The sequence below is a fragment of the Rhodococcus sp. TAF43 genome (assembly GCF_052113525.1).
In the GTDB taxonomy this organism is placed as follows: domain Bacteria; phylum Actinomycetota; class Actinomycetes; order Mycobacteriales; family Mycobacteriaceae; genus Prescottella.
Genome location: NZ_JBFRDL010000086.1, coordinates 1 through 10834, shown reverse-complemented (window position 1 = coordinate 10834; position 10834 = coordinate 1). Strand labels below are relative to the sequence as shown.

11 protein-coding genes are annotated in these 10834 nt (G+C 65.4%); 5 read left to right on the top strand and 6 right to left on the bottom strand.

Features of this window, described 5'->3' with window-relative positions; translation table 11 throughout:
* Positions 1 to 628 precede the first annotated feature (628 nt).
* Positions 629 to 982, top strand: a complete 354-nt coding sequence (locus AB4Z09_RS28185; protein WP_442241293.1) for a hypothetical protein — start codon at positions 629 to 631, stop codon at positions 980 to 982.
* 460 nt (positions 983 to 1442) lie between these two features.
* Positions 1443 to 1670: a hypothetical protein gene (locus tag AB4Z09_RS28180; RefSeq protein WP_442241292.1), complete on the top strand. Its 228-nt coding sequence runs from the start codon at positions 1443 to 1445 to the stop codon at positions 1668 to 1670.
* A gap of 135 nt (positions 1671 to 1805) precedes the next feature.
* Here AB4Z09_RS28180 and AB4Z09_RS28175 read toward each other — a convergent pair whose 3' ends face one another.
* Positions 1806 to 1955 (bottom strand): hypothetical protein, encoded by a 150-nt coding sequence (locus AB4Z09_RS28175; protein WP_442241291.1) that lies wholly within the window; start codon positions 1953 to 1955, stop codon positions 1806 to 1808.
* 58 nt (positions 1956 to 2013) lie between these two features.
* Here AB4Z09_RS28175 and AB4Z09_RS28170 point away from each other — a divergent pair, with 58 nt between their 5' ends.
* Positions 2014 to 4251: a KAP family P-loop NTPase fold protein gene (locus AB4Z09_RS28170; RefSeq protein WP_442241290.1), complete on the top strand. Its 2238-nt coding sequence runs from the start codon at positions 2014 to 2016 to the stop codon at positions 4249 to 4251.
* Between the two features lie 75 nt (positions 4252 to 4326).
* Here the strand turns inward: AB4Z09_RS28170 and AB4Z09_RS28165 are convergent, their stop codons facing one another.
* The 4 genes from AB4Z09_RS28165 to AB4Z09_RS28150 form a co-directional block, all read right to left on the bottom strand.
* Positions 4327 to 5409, bottom strand: coding sequence for a DUF4238 domain-containing protein (locus AB4Z09_RS28165; RefSeq protein ID WP_442241289.1), 1083 nt, complete (start codon positions 5407 to 5409; stop codon positions 4327 to 4329).
* A 236-nt stretch (positions 5410 to 5645) separates the two neighbouring features.
* Positions 5646 to 6032: a hypothetical protein gene (locus tag AB4Z09_RS28160; RefSeq protein WP_442241288.1), complete on the bottom strand. Its 387-nt coding sequence runs from the start codon at positions 6030 to 6032 to the stop codon at positions 5646 to 5648.
* 4 nt (positions 6033 to 6036) lie between these two features.
* Positions 6037 to 6396, bottom strand: a complete 360-nt coding sequence (locus AB4Z09_RS28155; protein ID WP_442241287.1) for a hypothetical protein — start codon at positions 6394 to 6396, stop codon at positions 6037 to 6039.
* 931 nt (positions 6397 to 7327) lie between these two features.
* The gene (locus AB4Z09_RS28150; protein ID WP_442241286.1) at positions 7328 to 7711 is read right to left on the bottom strand and encodes a hypothetical protein; all 384 of its coding nucleotides are present in this window, start codon (positions 7709 to 7711) and stop codon (positions 7328 to 7330) included.
* A 145-nt stretch (positions 7712 to 7856) separates the two neighbouring features.
* Between AB4Z09_RS28150 and AB4Z09_RS28145 the strand changes: the two genes are divergently transcribed.
* On the top strand, positions 7857 to 8810 hold the full coding sequence (locus AB4Z09_RS28145; RefSeq protein WP_442241285.1) for a phosphatidylserine/phosphatidylglycerophosphate/cardiolipin synthase family protein: 954 nt from the start codon (positions 7857 to 7859) through the stop codon (positions 8808 to 8810).
* A gap of 756 nt (positions 8811 to 9566) precedes the next feature.
* Entirely contained in the window at positions 9567 to 9776 is a 210-nt protein-coding gene (locus AB4Z09_RS28140) for a hypothetical protein (RefSeq protein WP_442241284.1), read from the top strand.
* Positions 9777 to 10127: 351 nt separating this feature from the next.
* Here the strand turns inward: AB4Z09_RS28140 and AB4Z09_RS28135 are convergent, their stop codons facing one another.
* Complete coding sequence (locus tag AB4Z09_RS28135) at positions 10128 to 10502, bottom strand: hypothetical protein (protein WP_442241283.1); 375 nt, start codon at positions 10500 to 10502, stop codon at positions 10128 to 10130.
* Positions 10503 to 10834 lie beyond the last annotated feature (332 nt).

The window sequence follows — 10834 nt, the reverse complement described above, 5'->3', positions numbered from 1 at the left end:
CCACCACCAGCGCCTACCTCAAATGGGGCGACCACTACACCCCCTACGAACTCCTCGGCGGCCCCTAAACCCCACACGGGAGACGCCATGACCCCAGCTCAGCCCACGAGAAAGCCCCCACACGCAGGAACGGGTGCAGGGGCTGCGAGTGCGCGCCTCCTACTTACTCCCATCGGGATGCGTGGGCTCCCGCAAGATCCGGGCAGTCCCGTCCACCAGATCAACCACGATCGCCCCGGACCCATCACCCGACGCCTGATCCAAACGCAGAATCTGCTTCACCTGCGTCTCCTCCACCACATGCCGATACGACGGCGACAACACCGACTCGAACTCCCCCAACACACCCGAAGCACCACCGCCCGAACGCCGACGCCAATAGATCCACCCCCGCCGATCAGCCCACACACCAGCACGATCAACCAGAACAACCACCGCAACCAACCCCGCCAAACCGACAACCCACCCCACCCACCCCACGCACCCCACCCCCCAGCCATCCTCCCACCCCAAACATCACGACAACCCCAGGTCGCAACGCATCGGCCAGTCCCACGCGACAGCTCCCGAAAACGCGCAGCCGAGCGCTTCGCCCGACTCATCGCTGCCGGGAACTAGCATCGCGGTTATGCCTGCATACGGGATGCTCGATCCCCTCTACGGTCCGGTTGCCCTGGAACAGGATCGCGACGGCTCCCGGCTGTCAGTGTTCGGCGATTCGATCCCCACGTGTTCGATCACCCGGACGAGCGACGCTGCCGTGCGGGACGACGTGCCAATCGGAACCCGCGACGGAGAGCATCTATGCCTCACGCTCGACGGCAAGGATTTCGACGTGCGGCCGTCCGCCGGCCGATTCTCCCGCCGCTCCTACCGCGTCGACGTCACCGGGCACGGACATTCGTGGCTCTTCACCCCCGCAACCGCAACCGCGCACCGCCTGGTCCAAGGCTCGCGCTACACCGGACAGTTCCCCGGCTAGCCCGTGAACCTCACGCCCCGAGAATCCCGACCCACCAACAGCAACGGCGCGCAGGGGCCGAGCCTGTCACAGTCCCTCGTCGGCAGTACTCACAGATGGCGGCGCCGCTGCTGGACCCTCGACCGCGCCACCAGCACCACAGCCCCACCACCACACACCACCGTCGAAACGAACACAGAAGCAGCCACGCCCCACGACTGCTGCGCCACACTCGTGGCGGTAAACACCACCGTCAGCACGAATAGAGCAACCACACTCCGCCGAGGTGCCGCCCGCCACGTCTCACGAAACCACGATCCCACTTCGTACCCACCCCCTTCGCGTCCGAGTCTGCCACCTCCCCTATACAACTGGGCCACACGACGCACCCCACCCATACCGGCCCGCCGGCCGCAGTGCCGGCCCCGGATGGGACATGCCATCTGCCCAGGTCAACGCCGGAACCGCTACAGTCCAACCCGTGCCCACGATCCGACACACAGACCAGCTGAAAATCGCTGCCGTCTGCTTCGCCGGAGCACTCATCAACACCGCGCTCGTGCCGCTCGCGCTACTACTCGTCGCGATCGTGCCGCCCCTCGGCATCATCCTGCTGGCCATCACAGCAGCACTCGCACCAATCCTGCTCTGCACCTCCATCGGATTCCTCGCCCGATGGGCCCTACTCACCCGACACACCAGAACCTGACACCACACCAGGTCAGAACACCAAAAAGCCCCCACACCCAACCAGGGCGCGAAGGCCGAGCCGCACCGCGCGAACACCATCAACAACACTGACAAACGGGACCGGCCCGCTAACTTCGGGCCGGTCCCTCCTGCATCAGATCGGATCGAACAACCCGGCCGCCGCATCATGCTCGACCGGACGGACTACGATCCTCTCCCGCTCGACACCCGTGAACCCCGCGTCGGACAGGGCCGCGAGCGCGTCCCCCAGCTCCACGCACTCCAGATCGAGCCCGGGAGCCACATTCACCCTCGCCCGGTGATGCGAAACCTCCGTCCACACTGGTGCGATCATCACTGGCGTGGCTTACGAACTCAGCGACTCTTTCCTCGTCTCCGACGCACCAATCGACGGTGACGAGCGGCCCGACCTACTCGACCGTGAATGGTTCGCCGAACAGGTCGCGCGCCGCATCACACAGGGAGGCACGGGCGATAGCGTGGTCTTCGGTCTCGCGGGACCGTGGGGCGCCGGCAAAACGTCTGTACTGGCACTGATCAGGAAATTCCTGAACAGTGGCGACATCTCTCCCGACCCGTGGGTGGTCGTCGAGTTCACTCCCTGGGCAGTCAACAATGAGTTGGCTCTGACCGAGGAGTTCTACAACACCATCGCATCCGCACTCGACGACAAATCCGAGAAAACGGCTGCGAACGGGAAGAAGCTGCTGAATCTTGCCGCGCCGATACTCGCAGCCGGAGTGAAAGCCCTAGCTTCCGGAGTGGTGAAGAGCAAGATCGGTGAAGGCGCCTATCAGGAGGTCGCGGTCGCGCTTGCTGAGGCAGGGGCCGATGCCGCAGGTGAGTTGCGGTTCGAAGCAAATCCTTTCGCAGAGCGCTTCGAGAAAATCTCCGAGTTCCTCGAAGACCTGAAGCTCCAGGTGCTCGTCATCGTCGACGACGTCGACCGCTTGCACCGCGACGAATTGCTGGCCGTGATGAAGGCCGTCCGGCTGCTCGGACGCTTCAAGGGCGTGCACTACCTGCTCTCGTATGACACCCAGACCATCACCGACGTTCTCACCCACACCGATCTCGCCGGCGGCAACCGCCGGCGCGCCGAGCAATACCTTGAGAAGATCGTTCAGTACCCTTTCCAGCTACCACCGATCCAGGAAGTCCATCTCGCCGACATCATCGACGAACGTCTTCGCGAACTGATCGATCGAGGTGGATACAGCCCCTCGAACAGCGAGCGATACCTTGATATCTTGCTCGCATTGCTACCACTCGACCGCCTCACCCTGCGCGTGATCCATCGCCTTTTCGCCCAGGTCGACATGATGCTTGCCTTGATCACCGAGAAGAACTCGACGACGAAGCCCAGCGAGGAAATCGACCTGCTCGATGCCATCCTCGTTACCTACCTGCGGCTCGAATACCAGGCCCTCTACCGTCAGTTGCCGAGTTGGAAGTCCAAGGTGACCGGCCAGCAGACTCTGGGATCCAGCATGGAGGACCTGGACGCACACGAGCAGATGATGCGGGAACGGATCGAGAAGATCGTCGATCCGGCCGGCACCCACACGGACGAAACCCGACATGTTCGCGCCGTCCTGCGGGCGTTGTTCCCCGACGCCGTCCGCCCGGTGGGTGGACTGTACGGAAGGGTGCCCGACGAAGCTCCGTTCCAAATCCGCAACAAGCTCTACTTCGATCGGTACTTCACATTCGGCTTCCCCGCCAAGGACATCCGTGACGCACAAGTGCGTGACGAGCTCATCGAGTTGATCGAGACCGGTGCTCTGCCCACTCAATCCGTGATCAAGACAGACGCGAGCAATCGAGTCAAACAACTCCTGCTTCGTACCAAAATCCGTGAGGGGATCCTGTCTGCGCTGGGGCAGGCCACCGATACATCGCACTGCGGCGACGCCGCGCTCGTACTGACCCGGCTGACCACCGAGCAAGAGCGCCGTCAGCCAGAACTCCACGCGTGGTGGGCAGCAGCGACCTACGCCCTATGGACCAAACTCCAAAGCGACCACGGAACCGCGGTTACGCAAGCCGCCGTGACGGCCTACCTGAACGAGTTCGAGGCCGACATGGCCGCCATCGCGGTCCACATCGGATCACCATCTCCAGGAACGCCGCTGGCCGATGCGACGCAGATTGTGTGGGATCGCATCCATGACGAGATCGTCGACGCGTTCTTCGATACCTCCACGGACTTCCCTGATCGCAACGTCCTGGACCAGTACCAATACTGGATCGAACATCGTCCCCTCCTCCAGATGAACGTGTGCGAGAGCATCAAGAAACGCGCCGCGAATCAGGGCGGATTGGACCTGATCGAAAGCACGACACGCCTCGTCACTGTCCAAACTGCTCACAATGGCTCCGCGAGACGGCGGTATCTCGCGCCCCCCAGCATCGACTACTTGACGAGACTGGTGCCTCGCGAAGACTGGCCGAGCAACCAGATTCCCCACGCACTGATTCCAGATATCGATCGGGAGGACTTCTCCTACGGCAGCCGCAGGAATCTCGCAACAAACGCCATCTTCGAAGACATGAAAGACCAGCATCAACAGCCCTGATCAGCGCCGTCCGATGGTCGGGTGCCGAGTGTTACTCCGCCCCTCGACCAGGAACAGCTCGGGCCGCTGCACCGCCTATGCCGTCGAATACCAGCGTCGCACCGGCCATCCGGGCGCATCACGGGCGCCGGCCCAACGGCTGCGCACGGTCACGCCGTTCAGAAGATGTCGAAGCGCGGCGGCGGCGTCGAGCTGAGCTACCTGGTCGTCGTCCATCTCCGCATTTCCCGTGCGTGCCGGCACCTCGAGGTGCGGCGCGATGTCGTCGCCCGGCCGCTCGAACACCATCGAGGCGGCCGCGGCCACGATCTCGTGGTTCACGCTCCGGGTCTCCTCCTGATCGAGCAGATAACGTCCGCTGTGCCGCAGCCCGGGCCTGAGCATGACCAACAGGTACTCAGGGCCGAGTGGATAGAGCGCCACCGCACTGAACTTCGCGCCGATCGTGACGCCCCTGCCATGCGGCGGGCCGGCCACGAGTACCACCGGGTCATCACAGGTGACGATCGGTGCCGAGGTCCGATAGACCGCCCACTCCCGCTCGTACAAGCATCGGGCGAGCCCGTTACGGACGTCGGCGAACATGAGGTTGATCGCCTCGGTCTTCGGATCGGGGTCGGTGTTGGCAAGCATCGCCTGAAAGTCGGCGTCGGTCAGCCCCGGGTCGAAGCGCCGGTAGAACTCACGCTTCGCCCCGACTGGCCCGTTGATCAGCAGGAGTGAACGCTCGCGGTTGCTCACGGTGCGGGTCACCTGGAGTGCGAGGAAGACGGAAAGGTCACGCTTGAGGTCATCATCCGACATCACCCCGGAACCCCCGCGCTCGAGCTGATCCAGCCTGCCTGCACACTCACCCTCGATGCGAGACAGGTGCTTCTCGATCCATCGCAGTGGCTGATCAATCGTGCTGTCAGCCGCGGGCAGCGAGTAGAAGTTCGTCTTCTTCGCGACCTCCTTCGGCCGCTGCGGAGGCAACACTTGTCGGCGGTCGACGAGTACCGGCTGCACTCGCCCTGCCACCGTCCACCGTTTCAGGTACATCTGGGGCACGTAGTGGTGCTCCTTGCCCTGTTCCTCCGCACCCAGCCGCAGCGACTCGGCAACGAACTCGTCAGACAGCCACCGGTGCTCGAAACGTCCAGCAGCGATCGTCTCCATAAGATTCCCCCCGGCCAACTCTGCCCTCGTCTCTTCTGCGTGTGCGACCGCTCATCCTCACACGCCCATCCAGAATCGTGATCATGACAACCGCCCCCGTGACGTGCATCAGCGACTCCGAGATCGACCAGGTGTCCGGGTCGATGCCGCCGAGTAGGTAGATCCTTGCGTCGCCGATCGCAACAAAAACAACGCACCCCGGCCCTGCGGCCGGGGTGCGTTGTCCTCTTCTCGTGTCACTTCTCGTCGTGATGCCCTACCTCGGTGTACCCGGCAACCCGATTGATCCACTGGCGTGTTCGGCGATCGCCCACGGCCAGTCCAGGAAGGATCGGCAGCGTGATGACGATGATGACGGCCCGCGTGTAGTCACCCGCGAGCGCCTGGGCGATCGCTACGACTCCTCCGAGTGCGAGGTAGGTCGTCGCCGCGAGAACCGCCGGCTCCTGCCCCCGCTGGAACACACGCCAGACCACGACCGCCGCCGCAGCCGCAGCCGCAGCAGCAATACAGGCCACGAGCAGCGCCCGCGCCATCTGTCCGTCCGCATCTGCCACCAACGGGCCGATCGTCACGACGCTTGCGATCGCCAGGACTGCAGTGACCCCGAGGTTGAACTTCATGTGACTACTGGTCAGGCTGATGCACCTCGGTGAACAGCTCGGACGACGAGGAGCCGCGGATTCCTGTAGCTGGCGCCTCCGTCCACTCCGCAGAAGCGCCGGCCTGCGAGTCGCGCCAGTAGTCCTCGGCCGTCATCGGGCGATCACCGACAACGATCGGATCGGCCTCCCAATCGTGGAACACCGGTAGATCACCCCTGATTGGTGCGCTCCACGTTCCGGAGCCTTGCTCGACGGCCATGATGCAGCCCTGACACAGCACCCGGCCCTCCGGGGCGTCCAGGAACACCTCGTCCGGGTCCACACTGTCGGGCAGATCGCACGCCGCCACCCCGCACCCGTCGCACTCGTATCTCGTCGCCATGTCCTTCTTCCTACCGTGCCGGCCGACGCCACCCGCCCACGAGGCGCGCTCCCCCATCCTCCGGCCGCGAGAAACACATGTTTACCAGCCCTGATGACACGCCCCTCGCGCCGTCTTGGGTCCACGAAATCCGGCCGGAGGAACCCTACCGGCACCATCCGCGTGGTGATTCAAGTGATTCAGTACCTGACCGGAATCTACGGCTCCTACGTCGCGATCAAGGTGACCGTGTGCGGCTGGGACTCGGTGTTCGGCCAGCCGCAGCCAGAGGCCGAGAGTGATGCGCGACGAGACCGGAAGCCGTGCGCCGCCGCGGACCCTGCGCCCTCCAGCGGGCCGCGCACTGGACCCTGGCCGCCCTCACGGCGCACGACCACGGGTCTGGCCAGGGTCAAGGCCGTCCGGCCGCCGCGGAGACTCCGCCGGAGCCGCTGGACGGGTCTCGGGTGCCCGCAGGTGCGCGGCCGCGGTCGCGGCCACGGTGCCGGCCCCTCATTTTCGTGTCCGAAACCGGAACACGTGCAGGTCAGAGCCTCGTTTGTCGGGGTTGCATGCTCGGCGATCGCCGGTAGCTTCGGTGGTGGCCGCCAGTTGGGATCGACTACCCGAGGTGGTGGTCGGGCGGCAAGTTCGGGGCAACGCCAAACGCTTCGGCGCGGTGGGGTCGTGAGCGATCTGGGCGGGTACCCGGCGAGGGGGAAACACTCGCTCGGGTATCGCCCTTCATCGCGGCACGAAGGGGGACGTGTCGTCTGCGCTGGTCAGCTGGCCTCTGCGGTGCGGGTGATCTCGACGGCGAACCGGCCGTCAGAGGTCGGGGTAACGCGGGAAGTGATGGGTAGTCCGGACTTCGCGACCGCCGCGACCTTCCCGACGCGCAGGTCCCGGGCTACGCCAGCGCCCGCGGCCGTAGACCTTCCCGGTGATTCACTCACCGGGCCGCGCTTTCGCCAGCGTCTTGACCTTCGCAGCAACGCTGTTCACGCGGGGACGGCTTCCGCTCGTCGACGGGCTGGGCACCGAAGACGTCGTCGATCGACCTTTGATCAGGCTCAGCGGCAAGTTTGGCCAGGAAGTCGCGGTGCCGGCAGTCGTCGAGCCGGCCGAGCACGCCCTCGGTGACGATCCTGCGGGCGATTTGCGCGTCGACGGGCGTCCAGTCGAGTTCTCGGTCCCAGTGGAAGTCCTGGCCGAGGGGCTTGTGGAAAACGAACCGGCCAAGGTTCGACACATACGCGTAGATGCGTGCGGCCTCGGTGCCTTCGTAGGCCAGCCACTGGTCCTGGCCGAGGTAACTGACGATATAGAGGTTCATTGTGTGCCCCTTCCTCGTCGTGCGTAGACCTTCGGTTTCACCGGGCAGCCGCCGAGTTCTGTCGGATCCGGGCGACCGGCAGGACCCCGTACAGATGGATCCGTGTCGCTCGTTCACTGCGCCGCGCACGGCTACCGTTTCCTGTATGGGGACCACGTTCCACGGGCCGAGCCCCTGGCCGTACATCACCGCCACGCTCCGAAGGCAAGGCCCCCGGCACGCGGCGATCGCCTACCTGGGCATCGACGCCCCCGACCTGCTCCCCCTGCACGCCGGTGACGTCTTGATCGTCAATGCCGCCCGCGCCGCAGTACGCGCCCATGCCACCTCCCCCACCGCCCTCGCCCACTTCGTCGAGAAAGGGGTGAGGGTGCTGTCGTCACCGAACCTGCACGCCAACGTCATCACCACCCCCAAACAGGCGATCGTCGGATCCGCGAGCGCCTCACACAGCTCCACCATCGCCGACGAGGCCGTGATCATCACCGACGACCCCGAAACAGTCACGGCCGCCCGCACGTTCATCGACGGTATCGACGAGATCACCGTCGTCGACGAGGTGTTCATCGCCAACACTGCAGCGATTTGGTCGATCGGCCGGGCCGTCCCACTGCTGGGGATCGGCGGCCGGGCGCGCACTGACCACGACTTCCTACCGACCCCGGTGGATCGGATGTTCCTCTGGCACATCACCGACCATCAGCCCGGAGCCGACGAGACACTGACCTGGGCGGCACACGCGAGCCTCACCGCATCCGGCCCGGCGGCGGAATACCCGCTCGAGTGGCTCCGCATCGACAAACCCGGCGGCAGTGTCCGCGGCCGACTCGAACGCGGCGATCTCCTCCTGCAGGTCACCGCCGACAACACGTGGATTCACCCGCCAGCGGTCGTGGAATCCGATCCGATCTCGATACCGCACAGCCCCCACGCGGTGGCGTTCCTGCTGCGCACCCGAGCCGACCTGCAACCGCTACCCGTGCCGGAAGCCGAAACACGACTCGCCAACCTCGGACACCCCGACCCCGGACTGCACACCGACCACCGAATCATCTCCCCCGGTCTTCGATCCGCACTGCTACGACTCTGGAAACTGTGATCACTGCGCTGGTGTGTCCACCGTGCGTTGCCGCGCGCTACTCGCGAGCCGCGGCCCTTGCTGTCTTCCGTGAAGCCAACACGCCAGCAGGCCCGCCCTGCCGGGACGTGCCGTCTTCCCTGCTCAGGGCCTATAACCGGCCGACGGTCACTCTCATGGGAACGGCGCCGCGGCAGTTCGCTCAGGACACGGCGCCGCCCAACACCCACGGCCCCGTCCTGCCGTTCGACGTGCCGCAGACCGCGACCCGATTCGTGAGCGCTGTACCGCGTGCGTTGTGTGGCCGGGCCGCACGGCCGACGCTACTCGCGCGCACTGTGGCGCAAAAGGGGGCAGGTCGGCGGATGAGAACGGCACCGCGCAGGTTCCAAGGCGCGGTGTCGCCCGTGCCCACAACCCACCACACGAACGCACTGCTCTTGGTGTTGCCGTGGGCTGCGGCCACCAGCAATGTGGCCGGGGCCGCTCTACCGAGGCTACGCAGCAGCGGTCTGTCGGCCCCCAGAATCGAGGTCCGTCGCATCCTCCGAGTTCACTCGTTGCACTGCAGTCTATTTCGATGAGATTCCGCCACACGATCGCGGCATGTTGGCTACCGTCACCGACGGCGGCCAGCTGTGGAGGGGGAGCTCCTCTGGCCGTAGCCGCTGGCACGCCGTGATGCAGGGCGTCGTGCCGGCGCCGGTGGGGAGGTGCACACGGTTGCCGTGCACCTCCCCACCTCAGGGGTGAAAGACACAGTCACACGGGGGTGACATGACTGAGGATCGACAACGCCCGCGCCGGCCACGTGATGTGAAAGCCGCGCTGCTGACACTCGCATGGTTGGCATGTATCGCGGTGATCGTGTTCGTTCCCGGAGTATTCGCGATGCTGGCAGGCCTCGACGTCGCCGCGGTAGCGGCGACCACTGCCTTCACCGCCTTGTGCGTGTTGATGGCGGCGTGGCTGGTCAATCTGCGGTGACGATTTCGGACACCCTGAGGCGTTCACCTGCGCCGATCCAGTGGCCGTTCTACCGTCGAGACGTCGCCCTCGACCTCTCGGGCGGCGACGGCGGGAGCAGCACATTGGGTGTCCCCCAGAGAGGGGATGTGCTGCTCCCGCCCGCCCCGGGTGATCGGTTGAGCCGCGGCGGAAGGGGATCTGCCGCGCCGGCCGTCGCGTCATCGACGATGAGAAGGCCCCGATCCTGTTTCCGGGATCGAGGCCTTCCTAGCATTCTCTCCAGCGGATTTCGGCCCGGTGGGCCGACAGTTCCGTGGTCAGTGTTTCAGACGCCGCGGCCGCCTGCCGAGAAGCTGTCGCGGTGTGCTCTCACCAGCGCGAGATCCCGTAGAACGGGTGCTTGTAGACATTGGTGTCCTGCACCCAGAATCCGACCTGTCCGCGCGGATGCGAGGCGGCTTCTTCGATGAGCTGATGGCCCGTGACCGGAGTCCAGCCGCCGGTGTACCAGATCGAGTCGTGCGGCAGATTGACCACCCAGTTGTCGCCGTAGACGAGGTTGATCAGGTCACCGGCGTGGAGCTGGGCGGCGAGAACGGTCTCCTCGTGGGTGAGGACGACGCCGGTCGCCCCGTCTTCGGTGACGGGCGTGATCGCGCTTGCGGTGCCCGCGCCTGCCGCGAGGATGGCCCCGGTGGCCGCCAGGCCGACGGCGGTGATGGATGCAGCGCGCTTGATGCTCATGGAAATGGGTTCCCCTTCGTGTGTCTCTTCTGTCGCACACCCCGACGCGGCCACCTTCGGCCGCTGTGCTGGACACGCGATTTCACCGTAGCAACGGGGTCTGACTAAGAGGTAAGGCACGAGTGTGGGGCGGCAACCAGCATGTGGTTGCCGCCCCAGATTCGAGTCCCGGAAAAGTCGCCGGCTGCGCCGCGGCCGGCCGTTGGAACTGTCAGCAGGGGTAGGTGTCGGCCTGAACGTACGAGCGTGCACCATTCGCGCGCAGCGCGATGTCTGCGCAGTGATTCGGCGCGGCGGCGGCGTAGCGGGTGGCCTCGTCGGTCGCCCACGCG

What these genes read in the sequence shown, in the direction of transcription:
- AB4Z09_RS28150 (WP_442241286.1), bottom strand. Translation starts at nt 7,711, where the DNA reads ATGAACCTCTATATCGTCAGTTACCTCGGCCAGGACCAGTGGCTGGCC.
- AB4Z09_RS28165 (WP_442241289.1), bottom strand. Translation starts at nt 5,409, where the DNA reads ATGGAGACGATCGCTGCTGGACGTTTCGAGCACCGGTGGCTGTCTGAC.
- AB4Z09_RS28185 (WP_442241293.1), top strand. Translation starts at nt 629, where the DNA reads ATGCCTGCATACGGGATGCTCGATCCCCTCTACGGTCCGGTTGCCCTG.
- AB4Z09_RS28160 (WP_442241288.1), bottom strand. Translation starts at nt 6,032, where the DNA reads ATGAAGTTCAACCTCGGGGTCACTGCAGTCCTGGCGATCGCAAGCGTC.
- AB4Z09_RS28135 (WP_442241283.1), bottom strand. Translation starts at nt 10,502, where the DNA reads ATGAGCATCAAGCGCGCTGCATCCATCACCGCCGTCGGCCTGGCGGCC.
- AB4Z09_RS28140 (WP_442241284.1), top strand. Translation starts at nt 9,567, where the DNA reads ATGACTGAGGATCGACAACGCCCGCGCCGGCCACGTGATGTGAAAGCC.
- AB4Z09_RS28155 (WP_442241287.1), bottom strand. Translation starts at nt 6,396, where the DNA reads ATGGCGACGAGATACGAGTGCGACGGGTGCGGGGTGGCGGCGTGCGAT.
- AB4Z09_RS28145 (WP_442241285.1), top strand. Translation starts at nt 7,857, where the DNA reads ATGGGGACCACGTTCCACGGGCCGAGCCCCTGGCCGTACATCACCGCC.